The sequence below is a fragment of the Lysinibacillus sp. NPDC086135 genome (assembly GCF_044746345.1).
GTDB lineage: Bacteria > Bacillota > Bacilli > Bacillales_A > Planococcaceae > Lysinibacillus.
In genome coordinates this window covers 88965-103302 of sequence record NZ_JBIVCA010000002.1, presented here as the reverse complement: position 1 = coordinate 103302, position 14338 = coordinate 88965, and the positions used below count along the sequence as shown (strand labels likewise).

Annotated in this window: 17 protein-coding genes; 14 read left to right on the top strand and 3 right to left on the bottom strand. The window is 33.0% G+C overall.

Annotation, left to right across the window (positions count from 1 at the left end; all coding sequences use genetic code 11):
- Positions 1-49 precede the first annotated feature (49 nt).
- Both ACIPKN_RS03370 and ACIPKN_RS03365 read left to right on the top strand, forming a co-directional pair.
- Positions 50-3175: a hybrid sensor histidine kinase/response regulator gene (locus ACIPKN_RS03370; protein ID WP_400933396.1), complete on the top strand. Its 3126-nt coding sequence runs from the start codon at positions 50-52 to the stop codon at positions 3173-3175.
- Positions 3176-3366: 191 nt separating this feature from the next.
- Positions 3367-3840, top strand: coding sequence for an NUDIX hydrolase (locus ACIPKN_RS03365; RefSeq protein ID WP_400933394.1), 474 nt, complete (start codon positions 3367-3369; stop codon positions 3838-3840).
- 124 nt (positions 3841-3964) lie between these two features.
- Here ACIPKN_RS03365 and ACIPKN_RS03360 read toward each other — a convergent pair whose 3' ends face one another.
- Positions 3965-4144 (bottom strand): hypothetical protein, encoded by a 180-nt coding sequence (locus tag ACIPKN_RS03360; RefSeq protein ID WP_142508010.1) that lies wholly within the window; start codon positions 4142-4144, stop codon positions 3965-3967.
- Between the two features lie 603 nt (positions 4145-4747).
- On the opposite strand from ACIPKN_RS03360, the gene ACIPKN_RS03355 reads away from it, so the two are divergent.
- From ACIPKN_RS03355 to ACIPKN_RS03345, 3 genes are all read left to right on the top strand, one after another.
- On the top strand, positions 4748-5185 hold the full coding sequence (locus tag ACIPKN_RS03355) for a hypothetical protein (RefSeq protein ID WP_400933392.1): 438 nt from the start codon (positions 4748-4750) through the stop codon (positions 5183-5185).
- A gap of 89 nt (positions 5186-5274) precedes the next feature.
- Positions 5275-5469, top strand: a complete 195-nt coding sequence (locus tag ACIPKN_RS03350; protein ID WP_400933390.1) for a hypothetical protein — start codon at positions 5275-5277, stop codon at positions 5467-5469.
- Positions 5470-6101: 632 nt separating this feature from the next.
- Positions 6102-6449: a YkgJ family cysteine cluster protein gene (locus ACIPKN_RS03345; protein WP_400933388.1), complete on the top strand. Its 348-nt coding sequence runs from the start codon at positions 6102-6104 to the stop codon at positions 6447-6449.
- A 283-nt stretch (positions 6450-6732) separates the two neighbouring features.
- Here ACIPKN_RS03345 and ACIPKN_RS03340 read toward each other — a convergent pair whose 3' ends face one another.
- A complete protein-coding gene (locus tag ACIPKN_RS03340) occupies positions 6733-7194 on the bottom strand; it encodes a GNAT family N-acetyltransferase (protein WP_400933386.1) in 462 nt (153 codons plus the stop codon).
- A 175-nt stretch (positions 7195-7369) separates the two neighbouring features.
- On the opposite strand from ACIPKN_RS03340, the gene ACIPKN_RS03335 reads away from it, so the two are divergent.
- From ACIPKN_RS03335 to ACIPKN_RS03325, 3 genes are all read left to right on the top strand, one after another.
- The gene (locus ACIPKN_RS03335) at positions 7370-7543 is read left to right on the top strand and encodes a hypothetical protein (protein ID WP_400933384.1); all 174 of its coding nucleotides are present in this window, start codon (positions 7370-7372) and stop codon (positions 7541-7543) included.
- A 356-nt stretch (positions 7544-7899) separates the two neighbouring features.
- A complete protein-coding gene (locus tag ACIPKN_RS03330; protein ID WP_400933382.1) occupies positions 7900-8139 on the top strand; it encodes a GrpB family protein in 240 nt (79 codons plus the stop codon).
- Positions 8140-8550: 411 nt separating this feature from the next.
- A complete protein-coding gene (locus tag ACIPKN_RS03325) occupies positions 8551-9093 on the top strand; it encodes a GNAT family N-acetyltransferase (protein WP_400933380.1) in 543 nt (180 codons plus the stop codon).
- A 44-nt stretch (positions 9094-9137) separates the two neighbouring features.
- Here ACIPKN_RS03325 and ACIPKN_RS03320 read toward each other — a convergent pair whose 3' ends face one another.
- A complete protein-coding gene (locus tag ACIPKN_RS03320) occupies positions 9138-9758 on the bottom strand; it encodes a LysE family translocator (RefSeq protein ID WP_400933378.1) in 621 nt (206 codons plus the stop codon).
- Positions 9759-10178: 420 nt separating this feature from the next.
- Between ACIPKN_RS03320 and fabZ the strand changes: the two genes are divergently transcribed.
- The 6 genes from fabZ to ACIPKN_RS03290 all read left to right on the top strand — a co-directional run bounded on the left by fabZ (position 10179) and on the right by ACIPKN_RS03290 (position 14307).
- The gene (gene fabZ, locus ACIPKN_RS03315; RefSeq protein WP_132357947.1) at positions 10179-10604 is read left to right on the top strand and encodes a 3-hydroxyacyl-ACP dehydratase FabZ; all 426 of its coding nucleotides are present in this window, start codon (positions 10179-10181) and stop codon (positions 10602-10604) included.
- Positions 10605-10725: 121 nt separating this feature from the next.
- Positions 10726-10908 (top strand): hypothetical protein, encoded by a 183-nt coding sequence (locus tag ACIPKN_RS03310; protein WP_142508019.1) that lies wholly within the window; start codon positions 10726-10728, stop codon positions 10906-10908.
- Positions 10909-11128: 220 nt separating this feature from the next.
- On the top strand, positions 11129-11884 hold the full coding sequence (locus ACIPKN_RS03305) for a glycosyltransferase (RefSeq protein ID WP_400933375.1): 756 nt from the start codon (positions 11129-11131) through the stop codon (positions 11882-11884).
- A 334-nt stretch (positions 11885-12218) separates the two neighbouring features.
- Positions 12219-13142, top strand: a complete 924-nt coding sequence (locus ACIPKN_RS03300) for a D-alanyl-D-alanine carboxypeptidase family protein (protein ID WP_400933373.1) — start codon at positions 12219-12221, stop codon at positions 13140-13142.
- A 190-nt stretch (positions 13143-13332) separates the two neighbouring features.
- Complete coding sequence (locus ACIPKN_RS03295; RefSeq protein WP_255505047.1) at positions 13333-13806, top strand: hydroxymyristoyl-ACP dehydratase; 474 nt, start codon at positions 13333-13335, stop codon at positions 13804-13806.
- Positions 13807-13839: 33 nt separating this feature from the next.
- Positions 13840-14307: a DinB family protein gene (locus tag ACIPKN_RS03290; RefSeq protein WP_400933370.1), complete on the top strand. Its 468-nt coding sequence runs from the start codon at positions 13840-13842 to the stop codon at positions 14305-14307.
- Positions 14308-14338 lie beyond the last annotated feature (31 nt).

Sequence of the window (14338 nt, the reverse complement as noted above, 5' to 3'; positions counted from 1 at the left end):
CTTGTGTTATAACAGAAAAACATAAACTACCTTTTGACAATTATTCCTAATGAAAAAGAGAAAAATTGTTCTCATCATTTGCTTGTTTATTATCTTTCTAACAGGCTCACGAATTTTATGGCTGAACTTATTTAATAATACAGATCAACCACATGCTGTAAAAGGGCAAATGGATTTAAGAAATTGGAATTTTAATGATAGTCATGCTCTTACACTTGATGGGGAGTGGGAATTTTATCCTTATAATTGGTTGGTAAGTGAAGAAAAGCATATCGAATCTACGAAGAATCATGCTAAATACATACAGGTTCCTAAGGGGTGGAGCTCTTCTTTACAAGAGGGAGAGAGGAGCCCTTCTTTACAAGAGGGAGAGAGGAGCCCTTATGGTTACGGTACTTATCGCTTAAAATTACTCGTCAATCCAGAAGACACTATTACTTATAGTATTCGCGTTCCGAGTGTGCGAAGTTCTTCAGTTTTATATGTAAATGGTCGGCGGTTGGCAAAATCAGGTGAAATAGGGGAGGTTGCAGAAAAGACGGTTGCCAGAAATGTTCCATATACTACATCCTTTGAAGCAAACGGTCACAAAGAAATCGAAATTATTGTTCAAGCTTCAAACTTTAAGGACCCTCGTGACGGTGGGATTGTTCGCTCCATTAAATTAGGGAAAGAAGATATATTAGCTCGGGAAACTCAATTGTCGATCAATATGCAACAACTAGTAGCAGTAGTTTTTTTACTACATGCTATCTATTCCATTATTTTATTTTTTGTAGGAATCATGGAAGAAAGAAGATTGCTTTACTTTTCTCTGTTATCGATTAATAGTATGGTTTATTTCCTATTAGGAAGCGAGGACAAATTATTATCTTATTGGTTTCCGATTAGTTACGATTGGGCCTTTAAATTAGTTCATCTTTCTATGATTGGCATAGGCTTTTCACTGCTTCAATGCATAAAACATTGGTTACCTCGGCATGTGAGAAAATATATTCACTTGTTTAGTATTTTCTGTGCTATAGCATCATTATTGACCATCTTACTACCTACTCGTTATGTAGTAATCAATCAAGGCATTTTCATTATGATTTTAGGAATCCCGATCGTTATAACGATTCTAACAGTAATGCGAGAATCAATTAAAGAGATTAAAAGTAATATTTTTTTACTTTTTGCCATTTTAGCATTTGGTAATAATCTTATATGGGATGGCCTACTTCTTATTTTTGGAATAAAAATAATTATGTATCCATTTGATATTGTTATAACAGTGGCTTGTTTGGCAATTTTATGGTTTAAAGGATATGCTAAAGTCCATTCGGAAACGAAAGAACTTGCTATTAAGCTCCAAAAGACAGATAAATTAAAGGATGAATTCCTTGCCAATACGTCTCATGAATTACGCAATCCACTTCATGGGATCCTTAACATGTCAAAAGCTGTTTTGGAAAGAGAAGATCGTGTGCTCAGTGACAAAAGTGTCAAGGATTTAGAAACAGTGCTATCTGTCGGAAGGCGTATGTCACTAATGTTAAATGATTTACTAGATGTTATGAGTTTAAAAGAAAATAATCCTAAACTTAACCTTAAAACATTTTCGATTCAGCCAATTGTATCGGGTGTATTAGATATGCTCTATGTTATGAGGGAAGGAAAGCAGATTCAGTTAATTCATCATTTTCCTGAAAATTTTCCAAAAGTAGTTGCTGATGAAAATAGAGTTATTCAAATTGTTTTCAATCTTCTTCATAATGCGGTGAAATACACGAACGAAGGTGAAGTGACAATATTAGGTCAAGTGAAAAATGGTATGGCAGAAATTGTTATTTCGGATACTGGTATTGGTATTGATGAGGACACCATTCAACGTATATTTAAACCATATGAACAGGGTACCCTTAGTAAGGCAATGATTGAAGGCGGATTTGGGCTAGGGCTTAGTATTAGTAAACGATTAGTTGAACTACATGGGGGAACATTACAGGTACATTCAGTTGTAGGGAAAGGGTCTGAATTTACTTTCACTTTACCAATATCAGACTTACCTGATGAGGAAAATGCTACAGAACATGAGGCTCTACTATCTAATGCGATGGAAGAATCAACAGTAGCGACTTCTACAAATCCATTCGATGATCGAACTGAAAACCATTCAATTATTGAAGCAAATCGACCTAGCGTTTTGGTCGTCGATGATGATCCAGTGAACTTAAGAGTTATCGAAACAATACTTTCAATAGAAAAATACGACTTAGTAACGGTTACAAGTGGTAGTAAGGCTCTTGAAATATTAATGTCTCAAGAGTGGGATTTGGTCATTTCAGACGTGATGATGCCAAATATGTCCGGGTACGAATTAGTACGTGCAATTCGTCAGCAATTTTCAATAACAGAACTTCCAGTGTTACTTCTTACGGCAAGAAGTCAGTCTCAAGACATTAAAAATGGATTTTTATCTGGTGCTAATGATTATGTCATGAAGCCTGTGGACGCTTTAGAGCTAAGATCAAGAGTAAAAGCACTAACCGATGTTAAACAATCTGTACAAGAACGGCTTCGAATGGAGGCAGCTTGGCTTCAGGCACAAATACAGCCGCATTTTCTTTTCAATACACTAAATGCCATTGTTACATTAAGTGAAATTGATATTGAACGTACTAGTAAGCTACTTGAAGCACTGTGTGATTTCTTAAGGGAATCATTTAAGTTCCAGAATATTGATGAGCTTGTTCCAATTGAGGATGAATTAAATCTTGTTCGATCCTATTTATATATTCATAAAGAACGTTTTGGGGAGCGTATCAATGCAACGTGGGATTTGGAAGTTTCTACAGACGTCATGATCCCATCATTAACCATCCAACCATTAATTGAAAATGCTTTAAAACATGGTATTTTGCCTCGTGAAAATGGCGGGAATATTCATATTCGCATTGTAGATTACGACAGGTACATTGAGATTACTGTGTCAGATAATGGTATTGGAATGGATGAGGCTACAATGGAACGATTACTAGAGAGAAAATCGGAGACTTCAACTGGCATTGGATTGCTTAATACAGATCTTCGTTTAAAACAACATTATGGTAAGGGACTTCAAATTAAAAGTAAACCAAATCAAGGGACAGCGATATCGTTTGTTGTTCTTAAAAAGAAAGAAAAATTAAAGTAAATTAATACGGAGCAGCACCTCCATTTAATAATGGGAAAGCAGTTTAATTTAAAGGGTTTGTTGTAGTTTTATCATAAGATTGATCATTTAAAATAAAGTAAAAGTTGTTTGAAATCCTGTTTTTGCAGGATTTTTTTCTTTAACTATCTTGATAAAACAAATAGCGAATCAGAAACAGAGGAGGATTAATTATGGGTATTATCACATTCGGTGAGAAAATAGAAGGCAAAGGCTACATATGGAGACCCGCTGTTTATTGTTTAATATTCAATAGTCAGAAAGAAAAAATAGCGATTATTCAAACAAATGATGGCGAATTTTTCCTCCCGGGTGGTGGAATGGAAAAAAATGAGTCTCACGAGGAATGTTTAAAAAGAGAAGCCCTTGAAGAGATGGGAATGGATATTGAAATAGGTCATTTTATAGGGTGTGCCCAGAGATATTTTTATTCTACAAATGAAAATAAATATTACCTTAGCGAAGGTTATTTTTATTTATGCGATAAGGGTAGGCAAATAAGTAAACCATCTGAAGTTGACCACTTCCTAAAATGGATTGAACCAATGCAAGCGATTGATTACTTATTCCACGAACACCAAAGCTGGGCAGTTAATGAAGTATTAAAGTTAACAACAGCCATAAAACATGAGCATAAGAACGCATAACGCATATGATTGATCAAATTCCACATGATAAGACTGATTTAACTCCAAACTAAACGAAGAGATTTCAGTGATGGAAGTACACATAAAGAACAGATAACCTTAATTAGTTATCTGTCCTCTTCAATCACTTTGTAAACGGATCTTCCGAATCATATAAAAAACTTTTCTCAAGATTTTCTTTTGTCTCAGCATTGACGGTTTTTTCTTTTGCTTCCGCTTGTTCACTAGCTGGAGCTTCATCATGAGAAGAACAAGCGGTTAATAGGAATGCTGCCATTGCTCCGATATATAGGAATTTTTTCATTGCTATAACCTCCGTTATTGTTTAGTTACAGTTTAGATTGTGCAATTACACTTAGAATATAACGGAAATGACAAGGATAAATTTTGTAACAAAAAATGATAAATAATCGTTACACAATTAAAAGGGGAAATTAGTGAAAAGAATTATAGGTTTCGTTACAATTTGTGGATTGGTATTAGTGGTTGCTCCCATAAAGAATCCAACGACATAATGCAACATGAAAATAGTTTGAACTTGTTGGAGAAGTTCTAACAAAAGAAAATGAGTGGCAAGAAAGCGAGTATTTCACATCTGAAAATTTAAGCTTCATCGGTGAACGGCAATTATTAGGATTTACGCGTAGTAAAGAAGAAAAAATAGGGCTGGCCAAACAGGAAAATATGGCTGGCATTTTTCGGGAGAGAGCGTTAAATCAGGAGACTTCCTTCCCCATCAAGGGAACTCACCAAATGACAGGTAAAGAAGTGTACTAGTTTCAAATGCTACTTTTCCATGTAGAACACTTATTTTAACCACGAAAAATTACCTGTATGGAAATATAAGTTGATAAGGATTTTTTTTGAGACTCTTTTAAATTTTCTGACACTTGATAGGAGGGTTTAAATGAAAGGTGTAAAGATAAGTATAATTACTTTTTTTATTGTCGTATTTCTGTTGATTATCATGTTACTTAATGCTGGTCCACCTAAGCCAATTGTATTGTCAGAAGGCAAAAAGATAACAGTATTACAAGGTACTTATTGTTGGAGTAAATTTACAGGTTCAGAATGTGTTGATAAAATTTCTCCATCAACAATTATTGATAATAATAAAATTGTTCCATTTCCTGTATCCCCTCAAAGTGAAATAAAAATCAATTTTAAGAAACAACCTATTGATGAAATAGAAGTAGAAATGGAACATTTGGGTGAAAGTAAAAAAATAAAAGTAGAAGGTAATGTTTTTTCTGCACCAAATGAAAAAGGCAAATATATATATATTGTTTCTAGTAGATGGGACAAAGGAAGTTCTTCTTACATTTTTACCATAGAAGTTAAATAATAAATTGTATACCTTTATTCGTATTTTAATTAAGGTTAAATTAAATTATGTGACTTCCATAAAGTGTAAATCAAAGAAGAGATGGTTAAATGAAGGGGAAAATGAAAGTCGTTTTAATTGTACTATTACTTTGTGTTGTATCTGTACCTATTTCGGCTGATACATATAAGTTATTAGATTTTAAAAAGAAGGATAATTTAGATTTGTATTATTACATTAGCCCAGAACCGATTAATATGGGTGATAAAGATGATGTTTTAAGAGGATTTACTGCTTGGACATAGCACTAATAAAGTTAAATTCACTAAAGAGGTAGATATTAGTAGAAATGTTAATGTTGATTACGTAAATAGTAATGGTGAAGCATATACTACTCATCGTGATGGTTCTTCTTTTAATTCAAACATAACAATTTATAAATCATGGAAGGGATTAAATCAAACTCAAAGGAGAGAAACAACAGTTCGTGAAGTAGGACATGCTTTGGGTCTTGATCACACTAAAGATAGTAATAATTCCATTTCTGTTATGAGAAAGAAGGATTTTAATAATAAGGGTTGGCCGTTAAAAGATGATGTAGGTCACTTTGCCAGTATTTACACCTCTATGAGCATACAAACCATCATACAAACCATCATACAAACCATCATACAAACCATCATATAAATAATGTTATCATTGGTTTTTTAAATAAATACTATTGAATTTGATGCTAGATACTAGAAATTGTGTAGATTAATTAATTGACAAAATAATTCATTTATGCTATAATTTACAATTATTAATTTAAAGTGTAAAATAGGATTCTCCTGGCCAGGGGAATCCTATTTTTTTGACTTCATTGAGTTACTGAACTAGAGAATCCAAATAAAAAAACGAATTAAAACACTTGCTTTTTCTAGGAGATGATTGTTTTATGGAAGAATTACCTTGTAAAGGCTGTAGAGGGATATGTTGTGGGCCTGTTCCAATTACAGAACAGGAGTTAAAGAAAATAAAAAAGAAAATCAAAGCGATGCCTAAAAAAATGAGCCTAGATTTAAAAAACCAACAACGTTTTTATGGAACCTGTATATTTTATGACGAAATAAATGACCGATGTGGAATTCATTCGGTCCGTCCGTCTATTTGCAGAGCTTTTGGTTATTATAATAATCTTGTATGTTTCCGTAAACCAAAATTGGCCATTGAAAAAAACTATATTGCTACCGAACTTCCAATTGGTATTTTAAGTATTGATTTTACTTGGAAAGATTTTATTTAACTTCTTCAGTAGAAGTTTCCCTCCTTTATAGGTGGTGAGATGAATGTTGGTTTAGGTAACTTTTCAGCGAATGCAAACGTATGTAACTGTCGCTTTGCTTTCGCTACAGAAAATAATAGCTGAAAGTAGTTAAAGCCTCCGGCGGATGTCACGGGATATGCCGAGGCATAATTGATTGGAGTTTAGAGGATATAAGTAAACATAAAACAGGCGATAGTTTACATTCGACTTAATATAAAAGAGCCTGCTTTGCTCAACGCAGGCTCTAATATCATAAATAACTTTAAAGCTCTAATCGCATAGTACGGCTCGTTTCAATAAATCCATGTTTGTCATACAAGTTAATAGCGCCAATATTTTCTGGTAAAACGCTTAACTCCAAGTAAGCTAATTTACGCTCATCTGCCCATTTTTTTGCTTCTCGTAGCAATAGGGAACCGATGCCTTTACTTTGGTATTGGCTTCCAACAATTACATCCATAATATATGCATAATTATGCTGTACGATACAAGAGTATGGAGGTGTTGCTAATTCTTGAATTAGTAAAAATCCGGCAATGTTGTTATCCAATCCAGCAACAAAAATATCTGATTGTTCTCCCGAAATTATGTTTTTAAGAAACTCTACATCCTGTTTAGCAGGAGCTATGTATTGAGGTTGTAGCTTTGACATTTCTAAAAACAGTTCTTCATATAATATTTCTATTTGTGGGATTTCTTCTATTGAAGCAATTTTAATATTCATATACTACCTCCGATTGAAATTTATTCTATTTTATTTTACTATATTCTGTTATTTTTACAAATAATCTGTAAATTGAACAAAAAACTCGTTCAGTTAACACAGTATAAACCGCATAGGATTTCCAATACTAAAGCTGTTTTAAAAAATTCAGAATGGAGAAAGGAGGTTTTCGTCAGTGAGATTTTTAGCATGGGGCATTATAGGCGGCGCGGCGATTTTTGGTGTACTGAAACGCTTTGGGCTAATGAATAATGAACAACAAATGACACAGTCTGCTCAACAAGGCACGACACCGGTACAATTGGTAGCAAACAGTAATCCACTAACCGCAAATACACCTAAACAATAAATAGAATAGGCCACATCAAGCTTATAGACTTTTGGTTTGCTAAGGGTCTATAAGCTTGTACATAAAATCGCACAAATGGGGCAAAAAGTAAATATTTTAACTTGTTGCTGCTGCCGCTACGTTAGTACTACGCTTTCGCGCAAATAACATCTCATGCCTAAGCACAAAGCCGATTCCGAACGTAATTATGCCGAGGCATAATTGATTTTTAGGCTGTTTTCGTTCCATGGTTAAAAGTTAAACCAAAAATAGAGATAATGCCTGTTGCGAAAGGTATTAACAATTTTGTATATTGATGCAAGAAATTGGATATAATCCTAATGAAAATGGGATAGTTAAACGTAGATACTTTCGAAATGGTGAGGACAATCGCTCTCATCACGTTCACATCCTATCAGATTGGGAGTTATGAAATAAAAAGGCACCTGGCTTTTCGAGATTATTTAAAATCGCACCCAGATGATATGAAGAATTATGGAGAATTAAAAGAAAAATTAGCACGACAAGAATCGTACATAAAGGGTAAAGATTATTTTGTTAAACACATAGAACTAACAGCACTAAAATGGTATGAAGATATTCAAAATAAATCATAAAAAGATTAATGGCTGTTAATTAAGACAGCTTTTCTATATTGGGCTCTTTTTGAGAGTTCTGTATTAGCTGTGGAATATTTAATTACAGAGTCTAAGTAGGTAGGAAGAGAGAATCTACAACGCTTAATGGATGAAGTTGACGAAATTTTATGCCGTTTTGGTGTACACCTTCTTTAATTAAAGAGTAATAAGAATATTTTATAACAAGTGGATTGTCTACACAAAACTAAACAATTTTTTATGGTGTACAAGTTTATACTGAACAGGACTCATGTATTCAAGTGATCCAAAAATCCGAATGGGGTTATAATGAATGTAATCAGCTATTCAAGTTGTAAATCTTCTAATTGTTTATAGTAATACCAATTTTCAGTAAGATTATCTAATGAACTATGAAAAGGGTGATTAAAGTTGTTTCAAATAAAAAGGATATATAAAGAACACTATCCTAACGGTAAAAAAATTATCTATCAATACGTCTCCAACAACTATTATGATGTTGTCTATAAAGAACGAGAAAATGGCTGGGCAATTGATTTTACGTTAAAACATTTCGAAACCCCGTTTCACAAGTATTTGGAAGGAGAAATTTTTGAAGATCATATAGAAGATATTGAATGCTATATTGCTGAATTAAATGAAGAAGATGTAGGAATTGTTAGCATCAGCCAAGAGAAGTGGCATAATGTGTTAAGAATTAATGATATTCATATTGATCAATCTCATCAACATAAAGGAATTGGAAGTAAATTCATGGCTTTGGTGAAAAAGCGAGCAACAGAAATAGGGGTAAGGGCGATCGTTTTAGAAACGCAAACTTCTAATTATCCTGCAATTCAATTTTACAAAAAGCATGGATTTCAACTAATTGGCTGTGATCTATTAAGTTACTCCAATAATGATATTGAAAAAAAAGAAGTAAGAGTTGAAATGGGACTTGTTCTTGAAATATAAAAGGAGAGCACGTATTTATCGTGTTCTCCCTAAGAAACTATATATTATCTACTTTGAGTTTGAAGTGCTAATTTAACGCCTAGACCTATATAAACGAAACCAACTGCCTTTTCAATCCAACGCGAACCATTGTTTGATGTCTTCGTAAAGATTTTTTCACCAATAAAGCTTGTAATAATAGCTAACAAAATAGTATATAAAGCACTCATCACAACAAAAGTAATGCCTAAAATCAATAATTGTACAGTGATCGATTGACCATTATGCTGAACAAACTGTGGTAAAAACGCTAAGAAAAATAATGCAGTTTTTGGATTTAAAATCTCCGCTAAAAAACCTTGTCGGAACGAAGAACTTGCCGGACTTTGTTCAACAGTTGGTTTTTCTATTTTTTGTGGTTTTGTTAAGAGCATTTGAATACCTAAATAAACTAGGTAAGCAACACCAATATATTTCACTATCTCAAATGCAGTGGCAGAGTTCATTAAAATTGCTGATAACCCTAATACAGCTGCTAACGTATGAACTAAATCACCTAATCCAATGCCTAGTGCAGTGAAAATACCGTTCTTTTTACCACCTTTCAACGTTTGCGTAATGGTAATGATAACAGCCGGACCAGGAATTAAAAATAAAAGAAAAACTATTGCAATAAAAGATAACATATTTATCCATCCTATTCTAATAAACTAAACATTCAATTAAGAGAATAATAAAATTAACTTATTGAATGCAAAAAATATTATATGCTATCTTCTATATGCCTGTCGATAATGAAATGCTGAAAAGAAGTGAAAACAATTATTTAAAAAAATCAGAAAATGATTTGATTATATTTGTATAATGTTGGGAGATAGTATTTATGTTGATACACTAGGAGCAGCCCCAAATTATTATTTGAGAAACTTCTTATATAAAAAAGTAGCTACATCGATTTGGCCACTTCATAAGCAAGATTATTAAGACAAAATATATTAGCCACATCCATGGGATTGTGGCTTTTAATTCGTATTTTAAACTTAAAATAGTACCAACTACTAATAATTAATGATAGAATTAGGTGACAATATTTTTGGAGGTTTTTTATGCTAGATATTCAACAAATACAAGAAGTTATTAGGCATCGTTATCCGTTTCTGTTAGTGGATAGAGTATTGGAATTAGAAGAGGGGAAGAGAGCGGTAGCCATTAAAAATGTAACGATCAATGAAGAATTTTTTAATGGACATTTCCCGAATTATCCAGTGATGCCAGGTGTATTAATTGTCGAAGCATTAGCTCAAGTAAGTGCCATTATTATGCTCACTAAAGAAGGGAATCAAGGCCGACTTGGATTACTGGCAGGTATTGATAATTGTCGCTTTAAAAAACAAGTTAAACCTGGTGATCAATTGCGTCTTGAAGTGGAAATTACACGCTTAAAGGGTGCCATTGGTAAAGGGCGAGGAATTGCAACAGTTGACGGAGAAATAGCTTGTGAGACAGAGCTTATTTTCGCATTTGGAAGTTAAGCCCATCCGATTCAAGAGTACTGCAACGATTTTTGCAGTACTCTTGTTCATTGTTTAAAGGATTTTTTCTGTATGTGTTGAATAATATAATAAATGTAGACTTCGAAATGGAGGCGGTTTCATGAACTATCCCTTAGCACTATATATAGCAACTTGTGTCATGCAATTTATCATCCTCACAAATATTACAATATTCAACGGGCAATGGAATGGGATAACGATGTGGCTATGTACTGGAATGTTTATTTTCTCAACGGCGATTTTCATCTCAAGCAGATCAAATAAAAGAAGTTCTAATGAATGAAAATCTTAAATAAAATGAGACGAAAGAGTTGATAATCACAAAATCAACTCAATTTTTTTGACCAAAAAATTGAATGTGATTTCAAAAATGGAACTTAATACATTTTACTACAGTGTAAATGTTGTTACAGAATAGACATAAAAACCTAAAAATAAAAAATTGAGGGAAGCGTTTACTTAAATTAAAATAACGAGAACTACTTATTAAGGGGAGATTTTATATGTCGGAAAGTACACCATTTATAAAAGATGTTCCTGATGTGAAATTTTCTATTATAATACCTGCTCATAACGAAGAAAATTATATTGGGGGGTGTCTAGAGTCGATTGCAAAGGCTGCACAACCGTATATAGATCAAGTAGAAGTTATTGTTGTGTTAAATCGTTGTACCGATAAAACGAAAGAAATTGCACAATCCTACAATTGCGTGACATTGGAAAATAACGATAAAAATTTATCTAAAATTAGAAATGCTGGAGCTGCGTTAGCAAAAGGCGATATTCTCGTTACAATTGATGCTGATACTCGAATGACAGAGCACATGCTAACTGAGGTTGAAAAGCACTTAGCATCCAACCAATTCATTGGAGGAGGCGTGAACGGAAGTTTTGAAAGAATGTCCTTAGGTATAGTAGTATCTACCATGCTACTAATTGTTCCTTTACTGATTAAGTATGGTTTTATTTCTGTAGGGATTTTTTGGTGCTATAAAAAAGACTTTCAGGCAATAAATGGTTTTAATGAGAGTATGCTAATGGCCGAAGACGCTGATTTTGCTAAGCGTTTAAAACAGTGGGGCAAGAAGCACGGTAAAAAGTACGGAACGATTAAAAGTGGAATGATTACTTCGTGCAGACGATTTGACCATTATGGAGACTGGATGTTACTGAAACGACCAGATGTGATTTTAGCTTATATAAAGGGCACAAATGAAAAGGCTGCTAATGAAGCCTATTATGATGATCAAACAAGATAATGAACCTACCTTAATGGCATATATTTCAACATAATAATTCTTTAAACCACTTCGTTATCAAACGAGTGGTTTTTTATGTGTGATTCTTTAGATTTCCTTAAATAATAAGACTTTGCATGACAGTGTGGGGCTGGTCTTGGTCTTGCAATTGCCAATGAAATAGTCCATGTTCATGGAGGAACAATATCAGCTTCAAGTAATGATGAAAAACAGTGTTCACTGTTATGCTTCCAACACTTTCTTAAGAAACCTTAAGAATTCTTTAATAGATTATTAAAAAAATAGTTCCTTCTTTTATGTTTCAATAGAGGTATAGATAGAAGGAGTTGTTTTTATGTTTCAAAGAAAAGGATTTTATAGCTTAATTTTACTGATAATTATTTTTTTGGTGTCCATGTTTGTAAAAGAATATCCATTTCAACAATCTAAGCTAGAAATAGATAATCCTCAGCTGGAAATGCCAAAGAAAAGTGAAATAAATCTTGATGTAAATTTACAAAGCTCAAATGCTATATTAGTGAACTTAGACACAAATAAGATTTTACTGGACAAAGATAGTGACGAAATCATTTTTCCAGCTTCTTTGACGAAAATCATGACGGTTTTAGTGGCAATTGAAAATATCCCGAATTTACAGGAAAAGATTATACTTCCTAAAAGTATATTTAAGAATTTATATGAAGAAAATGCTTCTATGGCAGGCTTTCTTCCTAATGAGGAGGTAACAGCAGAAGATTTACTTTATGGTTCAATGCTACCTTCAGGTGCGGATGCTTCTATTGGCTTAGCAGATTACATTACTGGATCAGAGAGTAAATTTGTAAAGTTAATGAACGAAAAAGCTAACCAACTAGGGATGAAAAGCACACATTTTATGAATGCAACAGGACTCCATCATCCTGATCATTATACGAGTGTGAAAGATATTTCGATACTTTTACAATATGCTTTAACTAATAACACCTTTCGGGATATTTATACGGCGGAAAGATACTCAATAAAGTCAACGAATCTTCATCCAGAGGGAATGACGGTGACGAGTCGAATGTTTAAAAATTTGAAGGCTATTGAAAATACAAGGGGTGGAATAATTGGCGGCAAAACTGGCTACACAGAGCAAGCAGGATTATGTTTAGCAAGTTTAGCGACAATTAAAGGCGAGGAGTATATTCTAGTAACAGTAGGTGCTCAAGGTGATTCACGAACAGAGCAGTTCAATATTACGGATGCATTAGCTGTCTATCGACAACTTTACTAAGGAACTTTATGTATGTTTCCCGCAGTCACTAAACTTCCAATAAAATTTTTAGCCAAACTAACATACTACCTTTCCATCCCTTCATATAATTTAAATATCTGAAAAATTTGGGTGACTTTGTTTTGGTTATAAAAGAGTTTTCTTAATAAGGTCATTAAATCAAGTAAACCAGTATGAGAGGATGAGGGGTTTGAAGCATCCCGGCACAAATGTTTTTGAAAATAAAGAGGAACTATTCGTACCTGAAAAAGCATTAGATAAAGATTTTTGTGATCGATTAGTGAGAAAAATTCATAAAAATATACTGAATGAAAATATAACAAACGATGTTTATATGTCATATTTCGTGATTTTTGATCAACAATATAAATTGCAAGAAATTCGATTTTTACTAGATGTTTTAAAATTGCAAGCAAATGAAATCATTAGATCAAAGCCAATTTATATTACATTATGTGGTGTCATCTTATCATTGATTACAATAATTGCCTCAGCAATCAATATTAAATTGATGACTGGGATATCACTTGTCCAAATCGTCGCTCTAGCAGTTTTGAGTTTTAATTTAGCTATATTGTTTATTTCCTATAAAATAGAAAAAGAATATAAAAAAATATATGAAGTCATTAAATTAATTGACTATTATTTAAGTTTTTATAAATAGCTAATTTCAAATATCAATAGGGGTGTGAAAAATGTGCATAGAATTATAGATCAATTACTTTTTTGGATCGATAACATTCCTGGCGAATTTCGTCATATGTCTGAACTAGAGATTTCACAACGACCAGCGCCTCAAAAGTGGTCAAAAAAAGAGATATTAGGCCATTTATGCGACTCCGCCATTAATAATCTGGATAGGTTCATTAATATACAATACGAAAAGCAACCCTTTCTATTAACACCGTATGACCAAGTTCATTGGGTGAAAATTCAAGGGTATCAAGAGTTACCTTTTGATGAAGTAATGAACCTATGGGTGAGCTTAAATAAAAAAATTATATATGTTATTAAAAATATCCCTAATGAAAAGCTTGCTTTACAATGTGGCTTTGAAAATAATCAACTAATAACTCTACAGTGGCTTATTCAAGATTATCTTGAACATATGGAACATCATTTGAAACAGATATTTAAAATGAATGAGCAGTTTTTGAATAGTTAGTAACATGAATAGCTATTTAGTCAGTGACGTT